The organism is Plesiocystis pacifica SIR-1, assembly GCF_000170895.1.
GTDB classification, from domain to species: Bacteria; Myxococcota_A; Polyangia; order Nannocystales; family Nannocystaceae; genus Plesiocystis; species Plesiocystis pacifica.
In genome coordinates, this window is the sequence record NZ_ABCS01000027.1 from 51,715 (window position 1) to 67,034 (window position 15,320).

Sequence of the window (15,320 nt, forward strand, 5' to 3'; positions counted from 1 at the left end):
CCAGCGCGGGTTTTGCGTGAGTCCGCTCCCTCCGCCGCCTCCGCCGCCCGCTGCTCGCGCAGTCTCGCCCTGGGCCGCCATCGCGACTACCCTCCCCGGCCATGACGACGGGACACGAGCGCACTCGGTTGGTCATCGGCATCGCGGGCGGGAGCGGCTCGGGCAAGAGCACCGTCGCCAACGCGCTGGGCTCGGCCCTGCCCGACGGCAAGGTCGCGACCTTGCGCCACGACAGCTACTACTGCGACCGGCCGGACCTGACCCTCGCCCAGCGCCACGAGCTCAACTACGACCACCCCGAGGCCCTCGACACCGCCCTGCTCGTCGAGCACATCCAGCACCTCAAGGCGGGCAACCCCGTCGAGGTCCCGATCTACGACTTCAAGACCCACCGCCGCCTCGCGGAGACCCGCCGGGTCGACCCGGCGGCGGTGATCATCGTCGAGGGCATCTTGGTGTTCGTCGACGAGCACCTCACCCGCGAGCTCGACATCAAGATCTTCGTCGACACCGAGCCCGACATCCGGGCCATCCGCCGCATCCGCCGGGACATCCGCCAGCGCGGCCGCGACTTCGAGTCCGTGCGCAAGCAGTACTACGAGACCGTCCGGCCCATGCACATCCACTTCGTCGAGCCGAGCAAGCGCAAGGCGGACCTGATCATCCCCGAGGGCGGGGAGAACCGGGTGGCGATCGACGTGCTGGTGGCCCGGCTGCGCGCCGCCAGCGACGAGCAGTAGGGCCAGCCGATAGCAGTCGCCCACCCCGGCCGTGCCGGGACCCATGATCCACGAAAGCGTCGTCTACGGACTCAGCTGGCGTTGAACCCGTGGGCGGCTGTCTTTCTCGGTAGGCTGCTGAAATTCGCCGCGCGTCGTCAGGTGCGTCGCTACGCGTCGAGGCCAAGGAGCAAAACCGCCGCTGTATCGGGCATACTAGAGGCGTACCTGACGTCGTGGGGTGATTTTCAGCAGCCTGCTAGGCTCAACGCGTATCGAGCAGCATGCCCTCGCCGTCGGTGATCACCACCTTCGTATTCGGCGACTGGGCCAGCTCGCGGAAGGCCTCGATGCCCAGGAATTCCAGCACCCGCGCGTCGAGGCTGTCGCTGAGCATCTCGTTGGCCTCCTGCGTGCCCGCGGCCTCGATCTTCGTGGCCTCGGCCGTGGCCCCGGCGTCGATCAGCTTGGCGTCTCGGCGGCCCTCGGCCTGAATCTGGACGATCTGCCGATCGGCCTCGGCGGCGATGATCCGCCGGTCGGCCTCCTGGCGCTCTTGCTGAAGCACGAACTGCATGCGCTGGGACTCCTGCTCGGCCTCGAGCTTCATCTCGATGGCGCGGGCGAGACCGGGCGGCAAGGAGATGCTCTTCATCAGCACGGACTCGATCACGAAGCCGCGCTCCTCGACGACCTCCATCATGCGCGCGGCGATGGCCTGCTCGATGGCCGAGCGCTGGGCGCTGTGCATGTCCTTGGCGAAGTAGCGGGCGCACACGTCCGCGGACGCCGAGCGGAACACCGGGAGGATCAGCGACTGCTCGTAGTTGGGCCCGATCTGGCGCAGGATCTCGGGCGCCTGCTCGGGGTTGATGCGGTAGAGGATGGAAATCTCCGAGCTGATCGTCAGGCCTTCCTTCGAGGGCAGGCCCAGCATCAGCTCCAAGTTGACCGTGCGCGTCGGCAGGCGAAACACCTTGGTGTTGAAGGTGTTGACCGAGTTGACGCCGGGGTACAGGACCTCGTCTTGGATCTCGCCGAGCTTGCGCTTGACGCCGACCTCGTCCTGCATGACGCGAACACAAGCCGACATGCTCAGGCATGCCAGCACAGCGGGGAACAACCTTGCGATTTTCATCGCAGCAATTGGTAGTACGAATTGCATAAAGATCGCATGCGTGAAAACCCTGACACTCCCCGACGACCAGGCAGGCGGATTGCCCCCTGGTCTTTCGCGCATCGCCTGGGAATCCCAGCTCGATCCTGGGCGTAGGGCCGCCGATGCTGCCCCTCTCCTCCTCCCTTCGAAGCCTGCTCCTCGGCGCCCTGGCCCTCGCGGCTTGCCAGACCGCCCCGAGCGAGGCCCGGGTCGCCGGTGACGCCGACGCCCCAACGAGCCCGAGCTCCGACCCCGTCGCGTCGACAGCCAAAGCAACCGAAGCGCCCGGGCTCCGCCCCTCGTCCGAGGACGCCGAGGCGGCCCTCGACGCGGCCTTCGCCAGCTTCGAGGGCGCCGGGGCCGTGGTCCTCCTCGACGTCGACAGCGGCGAGCTGCTCGGCGCCCGCGAGCGCCCCGGCCCAGACCTGGCCCACCCCCTGCTTCAGGCCCACTCCCCCGCGTCCACGGTCAAGCCCCTCATGACCCTCGCGGCCCTCGACGCCGAGGTCATCGACGCCGACCTGCGCGTGCCCTGTGGCGGCCGCGAGCAGGACCTGCGCGAGGCCCTGGCGACCTCCTGCAACCAGTTCGCCTACGTCGTGGGCGACCGCATGGGCGCCGCGCTCGTCGCCAGCACCTACTCCGAGCTGGGCTTCGGCGCGGCCACGGGCCTGCACCCCGACGAGTCCCCCGGCAAGCTCCCCACCACCGACCAGATCAGCGCCGAGCTGGCCGCCGCCGCCACGGGCCACGGCGCGCTCGAGGCCACGCCCTTGCAGCTGGCCCAGGCCTACCGCGCCCTCGCGCGCTCGAGCTCGTCCAACCGCGCCGCGGTCTTCGAGGGCATGCTGGCCGCGGTCGAGGACGAGATCGGGACCGCGCGGGTGGCCCGGATCCCGACGATGCGCATCGCCGGGAAGACGGGCACCGCGACCCTCGAGGGCTCCAGCTCCGAAGGCGAGGACCGCTACGACGGCTGGTTCGTCGCCCTCGCCCCAGCCGGGGATCCCGAGATCGTCGTCGTCGTGTTCGCCCACGACGGCGGCATCGCCAGCAACACCGCCGTGCCTGCGGCCCGTGCCCTGCTCGAGTCGCTGATCACCGACTAGTCGGCGGAGGCGGCATGCCCTTGGCGAAGGAGGCGTCCGGCGTGCCCCGAAAGCAGCCGATCACGTAGGGGTAGCCCTCGGTCACGTAGTAGCCGTAGACGCCCGCGACGCTCATTCCGTTGCAGGCGTCGAGGTCTCCGGCGCCCGTGAATTCGTAGTCGTCGATGAAGGTCCCGTCGTAGTCCCCGCCGGGGAAGGCCGCCTCCCCCGGCTGGCTGACCCGCGCCCCTTGCCGGAGGCTGTAGCCCGACACGGCCTTGCGCACGATCCCGCCGTCGTCGAAGTAAGGCCCGTAGATCGGGACGCCGTCCGCGGCCCAGCCGATCAAGCCCGAGGGCGCGGCCCCGCTCGGGTCGTACATCGCGTTGGGGTCGCCGTGGTAGTGGTAGGCCCCGTCGGGCTGGGTGTGGGCGTGGTGGCTGTCCTCGCCAAAGGCGGTGCTGGGGCTGATGGGGTCGTAGCGCCAGGGCGTGCCGTCCTGGAAGCAGCCGATCTTCTCCTGGCCCAGCGGGTCGGGCCCCACGCCGTAGCACGCCGCCGCGAGCAGGTCGATCTTGACCCCGTTGCGCAGCACGCCGTCGTCGAGCATCAAGCTCAGCGGCGCGCTCGCGTCGTTCAGGCTCGGCTTCGCGGCGAGGGTGAAGCTCTCTTGGACCTGCCCGACGGGCGTGACGAAGGGGCCCAGGTCGCCAAAGTCGTGGTTGGGGATGCCGTTGGAGCTCAGCGTGCAAGTGTCGCCAGCGGCTTCGCCCCCAAGCTCGATCCGGACCTGCGCGGCGAAGCTGGTCCCCGTGCTCAGGTCCTTGGCGACGGCCGTGTAGTCGCCCACGTAGGCGTCGCAGCCCGGGGTCCGGTCGCTGAACTGGGCGTCGGTGATGTCCTGGATCGAGCTGCCCGTGGTCGAGCTGCCCTCGTCGTCGGCCTCGCCCGCGCCCGCGTCTCCGCAGCCCACCAACGCCGCGAGCAATGCGATCGACGAGCACATGCAGCGAGCGCGACCCATGCCCCATTAGAACACGCGCCGCGCTCGCGCCCCCGTCGAACAGGTCCTCCCCTTCCCGATCAGAGACCGTCAACGAAACCACGCCCCCGCTTGCGGGGGCGACCACGAGCCTTCTCCAAGGCACGAACTTCATTGCCCACCAAGCCCAAGCGGAGGAGCGGAGCGACGAAGCGCCCCGGCCCCAGGCGGCTGTGGGGGCAATACAGGCTCAGCCTCCGATGGCTTCGAGGGCTTCCTTGAGGCCCTTGTGCGTCGAGTCTTCCTCGACGCCGCGGCGCAGCATGGCCTGGGCCTTGGGCTTCTCACCCAGGCCCATGTGGACCCGCGAGAGGCTCAGGTAGATGTCGCCGCGCCGGAGCAGCCCGGACTTGTCGGCGTTTTGCAGCAGCATGGACCGGTAGATCTTGAGGGCGTCGGTCCACCGCTCGTTGCGCTCGTGGAGGTTGCCGAGGGTCAGCAGGGTCTCCACGTTGGTGGTGTCGAGGCGGTAGGCCTCCTCGAGGTGCTTGAGCGCCTCCTCGCCCTGGCCGGCCTCGATCTCGATGCGGCCGAGGCGAGCCAGGTAGTGGCCGCGGATCTTGCTGCGCTTGCCCGCGGTGATCTCGACGAGCCAGTGGTACATGCCCACGGCCTCCTCGTAGCGCTGCGCCGTGAACAGGGCGTCGGCGATGCGCCGGTTGACCTCGACGTCGTCCTGGACCTGCTCGTAGATGCTGGCCAGGACGCGCAGGGCCCCGTCGATGTCCTGGACCTTGGCGACGAGGATGTCGACGCGCTCGAGCTGCAGCTCGCGGCGCTTGTCGTCGGACTTCTCGCGGCTCACGGCCATCTCCAGCAGGTAGGCGACCTGGTCCCAGCGCTCCTCGGAGCGGCTGAGCTCGAGGAGCTGCTTGCCCGCCTCGACGTTGGCCGGGTCGAGGCTCAGGGCCTTCTCGAGGTGCGCCCGCCGGGGCTCGGCCTCCTCGGTCAGCATCGCCAGGCGCAGCTGCAAGCGCGCGCCGGTCGGGCCCTGGGGCTCGAGGGCCGCGGCCCGCTCGAGGGTCGTGCGCATGGACTCCTCGTCGCCCCGGGCCTCGTGGACCGAGGCCAGGGACAGCAGCGCGGGCACGTAGCTGGGGTCGACCTCGAGCAGGCTCTCGAGGATGGACTGGGCGCGATCGCTGTCGTCGAGCTTCTCGGCCAGCAAGCTGGCGAGCTGCGAGGCGAGCTCGCGGTAGCCGTCGGTGTCGCCCGCGTCGCGCAGGCGATCCATGCGGCCCTCGAGCAGCTCGGACAGGTCGTGCCAGCGCTCCTCCTTGGTCAGCAGGCGCTCGAGCCAGACCCGCGTCGCGTCGCGCTCGGGGTGCTCCATGACCACGCGCTGGAGGACCTCGACGGCGTCGGTGGTGTCGTCGAGCTTCTCCTCGGCGAGCCGGGCCATCTCCTCCTGGACCGCGATCTGCTCCTCGCCCTCGACGATCTCGAGCTTGCGCTCGAGCAGGTCGCGGATGTCCTGCCAGCGCTCGAGGCGACGCAAGAGCACCTGCAGCTCGTTGACCGCGACCAGCTCGTTGGGGTCCGAGGCCAGCATGTCGTTGTAGACGGTGATGGCGTCCTCGAAGCGCTCGAGCTTGTCGACCAGGTGGTTGGCCTGGCGGTAGCGGAGCTCGCGGCGCTCGGCCTCGTCCTCGGTGATCATCACCCGGCGCCCGAGGGCGTCGACGAGGGCCTCGTGGTCCCCGGACTGGGCCAGCAGCGCGAGCAGCCGCGACCACCCGGGGCCGTCGGTCTCGTCGGCGTCGATGAGCTGGCGCAGGTCCTCGATGGCCAGGGCCGGCTCGGCGAGCATCTGCTCGGCGACGCTGGCCGCCTCGCGCCACAAGCCGGCGGACTCGACGGGGTCGCCCTGCGCGGCCGCAGACCGGCGCAGGGCCCCGTGCAAGGCCTTGGCGTCGCCCAGGGCCCGGGCGGTCTCGACGAGCAGGCCGAGGCCCTCGACGTGCTCGGGCTGCTCCTCGAGCAGCGGCACCAGGGCGGCCTTGGCCTTGTCGGGCTGGTTGAGCCCGCTGAGCCACGCCCGCGCCGTCGCCAGGCACAGCGCCGGGCTGCTCCGACCGGCCTCGGCCGAGGCCTCGACGGCCTGGCTCAGCAGCTCGCCGGCGCGCCCGGCCAGCTCGGTCTCGGCCAGGGCGAGGACGCGCTCGAGGGCCTCGGAGGACTCCGCGTCGAGGGCCAGCAGCGCGCCCCAGGCCTCGAGGGCCTCCTTGGGCGAGCCGCCGCCGTTGTCGATGAGCGTGCCGAGGTTCTGGAGCAGGTTGACGCGGTCCGAGCCCTCGGCCTCGCGCAGGCGGACCCGCGCGACCTGGGCCAGGCCGACGTTGTTGCTCGCCGCCATGTAGGCGTTGTCGAGGGCGTCGAGCAGCCCGTCGGGGATGCGCACCGTCTCGCCGTCGACCCCGTCGGCGCCGAGCCGGGCCCGGAGCACGGTCTCGAGCCCGCGCACGGCCCCCTCCAGGCCCACGTCGATGTCGAGGGCGTCGCGGAAGGCCTCCACGGCCCCCTCCCACGCCTCGATGGCGATCCGGGCCTCGCCCAGGCGCACCAACATCGGCAGGTGCTCCTCCATGCCCGCGGCCAGCCGCGAGCCCTCCTGGAGGGCGCGCTCGACCAGCGCCGGGTCGCTCTTGCGCAGGGCCAGCTCCTCGATGCGCACGCAGGCCGGGAGGTCCGCGAGCTCGGCGTCCAGCAAGGGCGTGAGCACGGCCAGGGCCTTGTCGGGGTCACCGAGGAAGTCCGAGGCCGCGTGCGCGGCCGCCATGCCGATGGCGACGCGGATCTCCGGGTCGCGGTCGCTGTCCGCGGCGCGCTTGGCCAGCTCGTCGATCAGCGCCTCGAGGCCGTCGAGCTCGCCCGCCAGGCGCATGGCGCCGTTGAGCGGATCCTCGAGCTCCTCGGCCGCGGCCGAGTCGATGATCTTCATCGTCGCCGCGAGGGCCCCGGCGGCGTCGCCGAGCTTCTCGTGGCGGACCGTGGCCAGCTCCTTGAGCAGCTCCAGGACCTCGTCGGGGTCCTCGGACAGCGTGGTCCGGGCGTCGAGCACGATCGCCAGGTCGGCCCAGCGCCCGTGGTCCTCGAGGTGCGGCCGGACCAGGCCCGCGGCCTGCTCGGACACCTCTTCTTGCTTGCACAGGCCGACGAGGTCGGCGACCGCCCCCTCCTGCCCGGGGAGCAGCTGCAGGACCTGCTCGTAGCGCTCGACGGCGCCGATCAGGTCCTCGAGCGGCCCGGCGTACATGCGCGCCGCGTCGAGCATCAGCGAGGCCTTGCGCTCGGCCGTGGGCGCGATGGTGGCCCGGTCCTGGACGACGTCGGCCGCCTCGGCGTGGCGCTCCTCGGCGAGCAGGGCCCGGGCCAGGGCCGCCATGGCGTCGTCGTCCGAGGGCGCCTCGGCGAGCAGCGCCCGGAGCACGTCGATCTCGGCCTCGCGGTTCTTGGCCGACTCGCGGTGGATGCTGGCCAGCTGCATGCGCAGGCTCCGGCGCTCGTCCTCGTCGGTGCTGGCGTCGATGCGCCGCTCGAGCACCTCGATGAGCTCGGTGGTGCTGCCGCTGGCCGCGTAGGTCCGGCTCAGGCGCTGGAGGGCCTCGGTGTCGCTGGGCTCGATGTCCAGCAGGCGCCGCCAGGCCTGCTCGGCCTCCTCGGGGTTGGCGAGGATGTCCTCGTGCAGGGTCGCCAGGCGACGCAGCAGGTCGACGCGCTCGACGTCGTCGGCCTCGACCTCGACGCGGCGGGTCAGGACCTCGCGCAGCTCCTCGTGGTAGCCGAGGCGGACCAGGGCGCGGTCCATGAGCGCGAGCGCCTCCTCCTCGTCGTCGCGCAGCTCGAGGGCCTTGCGCAGGATCTCGACGGCGATCTCCGGCGAGTCCTCGCTGCGGATCCGCGCGGCGCGGACCAGCAGCTCGATGCGGCGATCGGCGTCGTTGGCGAGCTGCTCCCCGTCGGCCGCCGCGACCAGGGCGTCGGCCAGGGCGCCGGGGGTCTCGAGGGACTTGGCCAGGCGGCCGATGTCCGAGTCGAGGGCCAAGAGCGCGTCCTCGGGGCCGGGCTCGTAGAGCGCCCGGGCGAGGGCCCTGAAGGCGTAGGGCGCCCCCTCGGGGATGCTCTCGAGGTGGCGGGCGAGCTCGCGGTGCAGCTCGTGGCGCGAGCCCGGATCCTCGGTGACCGTCAACCGCCACTCACACACCGCGACCAGGCGCGGGGTGTTGCCGGTGGCGTCGTAGATGGGCTCGAGGATCGAGAACACGCGGTGCCGGGCGGGGACCCGGTGATCGGCGATGCGCTCGAGGGTGGCCACGGCGTTGGGCTCGTTGGGCACCTCGCCCAGCAGGCTCTCGAGGGTGTCGAGGGCCCCCTCCCAGTCGTCGAGGGCCTCGTCCTGCAAGTCCGCGATCTGCAGGTAGACCGGCGTGCGGTCGTCCTGGTCGAGGCTCCGCCCGAGGCGGTCGCGGAGCAGGTCGAGGAGCTCCTGCCACTTCTCGGTCTGCTGGTAGACCTGCTCGAGCTGGGCCCGGGCGCGCTCGTTCTCGGGCTGGACCTCGAGGATGCGCTGGAAGGCCTTGGCCCCGATCTCGGACTCGTCGAGGACGTCGAGGGCGACGCGCGAGAGCTTCATCAGCAGCTCGACCTGGCGGGTCTCGTCGAGGCTGTCCTCGGCCTCGCGCCAGTAGGCGTCGGCGAGCTCCCGCCACATCTCGCCCATGCTCAGCGCCGACTCGAGCTCGGCGAACACCGAGCGGTCGTCGGGGTTGGCCTCGAGCAGGCGCTGGTAGAGCGGCACGGACTTGGCCGGCTGGCGCAGGGTCCCGGCCCACAGCTTCGCGCTCTCGTGGACGATGGCGAGGGTCGACTCGCTGTTGTCGTCGGGGTTTTGCTCGACGTACTCGGTCAGCAGCTCGGCGTACTTGTCCGTCGTTGCGAGCACGTTGGCCAGGCGGCCCAGGTGGTCGCGCACGCGGGTGTTCTCCGGGTCCTCCTTGAACACGCGCGAGTAGGCGTCGAAGGCCTTGTCGAGGTCCTCGAGCTGCTCCTCTTGCATCCGAGCCATGCGCAGCATGATCTGCACGCGGTCCGAGTGGTCCTCGGCCTCGCTCAGGCGGACCTCCTGGATGAGCAGCAGGCGCTCCCAGTCCTGCACGGCCAGGAACACGGGCTCGAGCATCTCGGCCGCGCGGCTGCGCATGTTCGGGTCTTGCAGGTAGCGCGACAGCTCGTCCGTGCCCACGGCGTGGTCGGGGTCGGACTTGAGCGCAGCGCCCAGGTGGCGGATGCCCTCCTCGGGATCCTCGAGGTGCTCGCCGTAGAGCCGACCCAGGCGCAGGTGGGTGTCGACGGCGGCCTTGCCCCGGAGCTGGCCGAGCTTGCGGGTCAGGTGGTTGGCGAGCTCGCGGAAGCGGCCGGTGCTCTCGTAGAGGGGCTCGAGCACCTCCTGCACGCTCTCGCGGTCGAGCGCGTCGGTCGACAGGCGCTCGTAGAGGCGGATGGCCTCCTCGGCGTCGTCGAGGCGGGTGCGGTGAATCTCGGCGGCGCGGATCAGCAGCTCGTCGCGGGCCGCGGTCTCCGAGGTCCCGTCGACCTTGCGGACCAACAACGCGGCGAGGGCCTCGTCGTCGCCCTGGCGCACGTAGATCTGCTCGAGGGCGTCGGTCGCCCCGGCGTCCTCCGGCGCGCTCTCGAGCAGGCGCTCGTAGACCTTGCGCGCGTCGTCGAGGCGGCCCAGGCGGTTGAGCGCGACCTCACCCATGGCCCGGAGCACCCGCTGCTGCAGGGCCGAGTCGAGGATGTGATCGACGGTCCGGCTGTAGGCGTCGTAGAGGGCCTCGCTGCGCTCCGTGACCGCGCCGAGGCGCTCGACCTTGTCGAGGATCTCGGACAGCTCCGGCTGGTCGCCGGCCTCGGCCATGGCCTCGCACAGCACCGCGAACGCGCGGCCCGGATCCTCGAGCTTCTCCTCTTGGGTCCGAGCGACGCGCAGCAGCGCCTGGAGGCGCCGGCGTCCGCTGGGCTGCTTGCGCGCCTGGAGCTCCTGCAGCTCGAGCAGCGCGGCCCAGTTCTGCTCCGCCTCGTAGAGCGGGGTCAGGATGCGGATCGCTCGCTCGCGGGTCTCGTCGGGCTCGAGGTAGCTCGAGACCATGGACCGCGCGCGGGCGTCGGTGGGCGCGGCGTCGAGGACCCGCTTGAGCAGGTCGAGGGCGTCGTCGGGGCGCTCGAGCTTCTTGCCGACGACCTCGGCGGTCTCGGCCAGCAGGCGCACGCGCTCGGCGTCGCTGCCCGAGAACGCGATCAACCGGCGCAGCCCCTCTTCGACGTCCGGCCAGCGCTCGAGCTCGCGGTTGAGCTCGACGAGGCGGGTCTGGGCGTAGACCGAGTCGTCGTGGCCGGTCTTGAGGTCGAGGATGCTCTGGTAGGCCTCGATGGCACGCTGGTGCGCCTGCAGCTGCTCCCGGCGGATGTCGCCGATGCGCCGCCACAGCGCCGACTTTTGCCGGGGCTCGTCGGCCACGGAGATGCGGTGCTCGAGGACCTCGGTCAGCCGCTGCCACTCCGCCTCTTCGGTCAGCAGCGCCTCGAGGGCGTCGAGGGCCACGCGGTTGGCCGGCTCCATGTCGACGACCTCGGCCCAGGTCAGCGCCGCGCCGACGCGGTCCATCAGCTGCTCGAGCTGGATGGTCGCGATCTCGAGGCGGATCTTGACCTGCTGGTGGTGAGGCTCGACGAAGCGCAGCAGCGCCCGCTGGGCGTCGACGAGGGCCGCGAAGTCGCCGGCCTCGAGGTGCAGGCGGACCAGGGCCTCGACGGTCTTGTGGGCCAGGGCCGCGTCCGGCGGGTCGAGATCGAGCAGCGCGAGCCAGGCACCGCGGGCGCCCTCGGAGTCGCGCAGGCGCTCGTCGAAGAGCATCGCCTTGCGGTGGGTCAGGTCGATGCGCAGGGTCTTGTCGTCGACCTGCTCGCTGGCCAGGGCCGCGGTCCAGATCGCGATCAGGTCGCGCTCGCGGCCCGTCGACAGGCCCAGGCGCTCGACCTCGTCGCGCGAGTCGAGGCGGCGCGGATCCTCGAGGTAGGCCGCGCGCAGCGAGGCGAAGGCCTGCTCGATGTCCCGTTGGTCGTGCTCTTGGATCTTGGCGATGGCCAGCAGGTAGCCCGTCGCGTCGTCCTGGCGCATCTCGGCCGCGGCGTTGTTGCGGCGCACGTGGAGCACGCGGATGCGGCCCTCGTGGTCCCCGCGGCGCTGGTAGATGGGCTCGAGCAGGCCGGCGACCTGCATCTGCACCTCGGACACGTCGAGGAGCTGCTCCAACAAGCCGCGGGCTTGCTCGTGGTCGGCGTTCTCACCGATCACCGAGCCGAGCAGGTCGACGGCCCCGAACGCATCGCCCTGGTGCTGGACCCGCAGCGAGGCCCGCTTGCAGTTGAGCTCGTGGCGAAGCTCGCGGTCCTTGGCCAGCTCGGCCCAGCGCCCGAGCAGCTCCTCGAGCTTGTCGAGGTCCTCGGGCTCGCCGCCCTCGGCGTACATCTGCGCGAGCAGCTCGATGGTCGGCAGGTCGTCGGGGATGAGGTCGAGGAGCTCCTCGGCGGTCTCGACCGCGGTCTCGCGGTCGCCGAGCACGGTCCGGGCGATCTCGATGATGCGCCCGAGCAGCTCCCGCTGCTCCCGCTGGTTGAACACCACGTCGACGCGGCGGCGGTAGAGCTCCACCAGCTCGGCCGGGGCCTCGCGCCCGCGCAGCAGGGCCTCGAGGGCCTCGTAGGCCGCCTGGTGGGTCTCGTCGCGCTCGAGGATCTCGGCGTAGGCCTTCTCGGCCTCGAGCGGGCGCTGCAAGTCGTCGCGCCAGATGGCGCCGAGCTCGAGCAGCAGGTCCCGGCGCAGGTTGGCCTCGGCGCGCTCGAGCGCCCGGCCCTCGGCCTCGGCCTCGGCGGCGTGCTGCTTGATGGCGTCGAGCACCCGCGCGTAGGCGTTGGCGACCAGCTCCATCTGCTCGAGGCTGCGACCGAGGCGCTGGAGCAGCTGGCGGCCCTCCCAGTCGGCGGCGTCGCCCTCGAACAGCTCGGCGTAGATCTTGAGCGCGTCGCTGCGGCGCTCGGGCATCTGCTCGTAGATCGCGGCGAGCTGAGATTTCTGCTCGCGCAGCTGCTCCTTGGCCTCGGCGTCGAGCCCCTCGCCCTCGCCCTCGCCCTCGCCCGTCGTCTCGGCGGCGGCGAGCAAGACCTCCATGGCCTCGGCCTCGCGCTGCTTGTCGCCGATGCGCTGGTAGTAGGGCAGCAGCCCGCGCATGATCGTCACGGAGGTGGACGGGTCGGCGCGGTAGATCTCCTCGAGCGCGGCGACGCTGTCGCGGTGCATGGGCTCGAGGTCGAGGATGCGCAGGAAGCCGCGGATGGCCCCCTCGGTGTCGCTCAGCCGGCCCGAGCGCACGCTCGACAGCTCGAACAGCACGGGGATGTCGCTGGGCTCGAGGGCCCGGCCGCTGCCGTCCTCGTTGCGCGGGATGAGCAGCTTGGTCTCGAGGATGGCGGCGAGGCGCTGCCACTCCCCGCGGCCGCGGAGAATCTCGGCCAGGGAGTCGAGGGTGCGCCGGTCCTCGGGCTCGAGCTCGAGGATCTTGTCGTAGGTCTGGACCGCGGCGTCGAGGTCCTTGAGGTGGTCCTCCTGCAGGCGGGCCAGCCCGCGCAGGGTGATCAGCCGGGCCGCGTCGTCGGGGGCGACGTTGAGGCGCCAGCGGTAGACCTCGCTGAGGTCGTCCCAGCGCCGCGTCGAGGTGTAGATGGCCTCGAGGGCCTCCATGGCCGCCTCGTTGTGCTGGTCGAGCTCCATGATGCGCCGGAAGTAGCGCTGGGCGTCGTCGGGCTTGCTCAGCTGGTCGCGGGCGATGATCGCCAGCTTCTCGAGCAAGAGCAGCTGCTCGGCCTCGTCGGCCGGCGCGACCGCGGCCGCGGCGATGCTCTCGCCGTCGGTGGCCTCGGCGCTCGCGGGCTTTTGCCCGGCGATGCGGTCCTCGAACAGGCGGGTCAGCTGGTCCCAATTGTCGCTGTTGGCCGCGGCGGCCTCGAGGCGCCCGCGCAGGGCCTCGTCCGTGGGTCGGAGCACGTAGGCCCGGGCCGCCCACTGGAAGGTCAGCTGGGGCGACTGCAGCTTGTCGACGGCGATCTCGCGCAGCTGCTCGATGAGCTCGAGCTTGTCGTCGACGGACTCGCTGGCCTCGAGCAGCACGTTGATGGTCCGCATCAGCGCGGCCCAGTTGCTCTGCTCGCGGTAGATCGGCAGGAGCTCCCGCGCGACGATGAGGTTGTTGGGCTGGATCGCCAGGGTCCGCTCGAGGGCCTTGACCGCGCGCTCGGGCTGGCCGAGCTTCTCGCGGCACAGCTGGGCGACGCGGCGGTAGAGGTCGACGCGGTCCTCGGTCGCGCTGACCCGGTCGGCGGCGCTCTGGAGCGCGTCGACGAGGTCCGAGACCCGGCCCTGCTCGACGTAGAGCTCGGTCAGCTCGTCCCACATCCCCGACGAGGAGTAGGCGTCGCGGAGGGTGCGCAGGGCCTTGTCGTGGCCGGGGACCAGGCGGGCGATCTCTCGCCACACGCGGATGGCGTTGGGCTGGTCGCGCAGGCGCTCGGAGTAGATGTGGCCGATCTCGGTCAGCAGCTTGACGGCCCGCCCCACGGAGTCGGCCTTGGCGACCTGGCGGTGGCGGATCTCGGCGGCCTCGGCCCACCGAGACTCGCGCTCGTACAGGCGCGCGAGCGCGGCCAGGGCCTTGTCGACCTCGCCGTGGTTTTCGAGCACGGCGTTCCACCCGGCGATGGCCTCGCGGCGATCGCCGAGCTTCTCTTCGGCCAGGCGCGCGAGCTCGAGGCGCAGCTCGAGGGCCTCGTCGCCCTCGCGCTCTTGCAGCTCCTCGCGGCGCAGGGCGATGAGCGCCCGCCAGTCCCGGCGCTGCTCGTGGATCTGCGCCATCATGTCCCGGGCCTTGCGGTCGCCGGGGATCAGCCCCAGCAGCTCGCGCAGGGGGTCGAGGGCGCGCTGGGGGTTGCCCAGCTTCTCGACCCAGATGGCCGCGACCTTGCGCAGCACCTCGGCCTCGGCCTCGGCGTCGCCGTCCTCCTTGGCGGCGTCGCGCAGGCGCTTTTGCACGCCGAGCAGGTCGTTCCAGCGCTGGCTCGAGGCGTAGGTGTCGGCGAGCACCTCGAGGCTGCCCTGGTGGCGGGGATCGATGTCGAGGATGCGCTGCAGCGTCGCCAGGGCCATGGCGTCGAGGCGCAGCTCCTTGCGGTACAGGGCCGTGATCTCGAGCAGCTTGTCGATGCGCAGCTGCTTGTTGTCCGCGGTGTCCTCGATGCGCTCGAAGGCGTCCTTGAGCAGCTCGACGAGGGCCGTCCACTTCTTGCCCTCGCGGTAGAGCTTCTCGAGGTTGGCGAGGGCGCGGGCGTCCTGGCCGTCCTCGCGCACGACCGAGCGCCACACCTCGATGGCGCGGTCGGTGCTGCCGAGGCGCTCGCGGGCGAGGGTCGCCATCTCCTCGGCGAGCTCGAAGCGGCGGTCGGCGTCCTTGCTCGCGCGCCGGGCCTGGACGAGCACCTGCATCAGCTGGCTGCCGTCGTTGGGGCCCGAGAACAGCTCGCGGTAGAAGCTGACCACGGCCACGTTGCTGGCGTCGTGGCGACGCACGCGGCGGAAGTAGGGCTCGGCCAGGCGCGGCTGACCGCCCACGCGCCACAGCACCTCGCCGCACACGAGCGCGACCTCGTTGCCCTCGGCCTTGCGAGGCGCGCGCTGGGCCAGGTTCTTGGCCCGATCGACGATCGCCGTCGAGTCAGCGCCGTCCTTGCCGTGCTGTTCGAGCACGAGCAGCGCGAGGACCTGCGCGGCCGCCTCGACGTCGCTGGTGTCTTCGCGCACCGCCGCGGACGCAGCGGCCAGATCGCGGCCGGCTGCCGCTGAGGCGGCGGTCAGTTCTTGGTGGGTCGAGTCGTCGGGCGAGCGCAGGTGCGAGAGGAGAGCGGAGCGAACGTCGGCCATGTCGTGGTCCAGGTTCCGGGCTGAGTTCCGGGCTGAGTTCTGGGCGATCCAGGAAGGGTGCGGAGCGGGGGTTCGGCGGGGGCGAGCGCGCGTGAGGGGTCGGTGCGACACGTCGGGCGCGGACGCTCGACGTGTTCGGCTCGCCGACGAACCGGGGGCCAAGGGTAACGAGTCGGGTCCGCGGTATCTAGGCAAAAGCGGCGGGGTGAGCTCGCGCCTCGCGAGGGTCGCCAACGCGCGAGCGCCCGCGTCCGCGCCAGCCCCCAAGCCGGCCACGGAGCCG

At 71.6% G+C, this 15,320-nt stretch carries 5 protein-coding genes; 2 read left to right on the forward strand and 3 right to left on the reverse strand.

All coding sequences use genetic code 11. The features are described from left to right. The first annotated feature begins 101 nt into the window (after positions 1-101). Positions 102-740, forward strand: coding sequence for a uridine kinase (udk, locus tag PPSIR1_RS15970; RefSeq protein ID WP_045116101.1), 639 nt, complete (start codon positions 102-104; stop codon positions 738-740). Positions 741-984: 244 nt separating this feature from the next. Here the strand turns inward: udk and PPSIR1_RS15975 are convergent, their stop codons facing one another. Continuing rightward, positions 985-1,791: a prohibitin family protein gene (locus PPSIR1_RS15975; protein ID WP_006972124.1), complete on the reverse strand. Its 807-nt coding sequence runs from the start codon at positions 1,789-1,791 to the stop codon at positions 985-987. Positions 1,792-2,000: 209 nt separating this feature from the next. Here PPSIR1_RS15975 and PPSIR1_RS15980 point away from each other — a divergent pair, with 209 nt between their 5' ends. Next, positions 2,001-2,987, forward strand: coding sequence for a penicillin-binding transpeptidase domain-containing protein (locus PPSIR1_RS15980; protein ID WP_006972125.1), 987 nt, complete (start codon positions 2,001-2,003; stop codon positions 2,985-2,987). Here the strand turns inward: PPSIR1_RS15980 and PPSIR1_RS15985 are convergent. After that, on the reverse strand, positions 2,977-3,990 hold the full coding sequence (locus PPSIR1_RS15985) for a YHYH protein (RefSeq protein WP_006972126.1): 1,014 nt from the start codon (positions 3,988-3,990) through the stop codon (positions 2,977-2,979). The two genes, PPSIR1_RS15980 and PPSIR1_RS15985, sit on opposite strands and share 11 nt — an antisense overlap. A gap of 208 nt (positions 3,991-4,198) precedes the next feature. After that, positions 4,199-15,037, reverse strand: coding sequence for a tetratricopeptide repeat protein (locus PPSIR1_RS15990; RefSeq protein WP_006972127.1), 10,839 nt, complete (start codon positions 15,035-15,037; stop codon positions 4,199-4,201). Positions 15,038-15,320: the final 283 nt, after the last annotated feature.

Coding starts and splice junctions, on each gene's coding strand:
- PPSIR1_RS15980 (WP_006972125.1), top strand. CDS start 2,001: ATGCTGCCCCTCTCCTCCTCCCTTCGAAGCCTGCTCCTCGGCGCCCTG.
- PPSIR1_RS15985 (WP_006972126.1), bottom strand. CDS start 3,990: ATGGGTCGCGCTCGCTGCATGTGCTCGTCGATCGCATTGCTCGCGGCG.
- PPSIR1_RS15990 (WP_006972127.1), bottom strand. CDS start 15,037: ATGGCCGACGTTCGCTCCGCTCTCCTCTCGCACCTGCGCTCGCCCGAC.
- PPSIR1_RS15975 (WP_006972124.1), bottom strand. CDS start 1,791: ATGCAGGACGAGGTCGGCGTCAAGCGCAAGCTCGGCGAGATCCAAGAC.
- udk (WP_045116101.1), top strand. CDS start 102: ATGACGACGGGACACGAGCGCACTCGGTTGGTCATCGGCATCGCGGGC.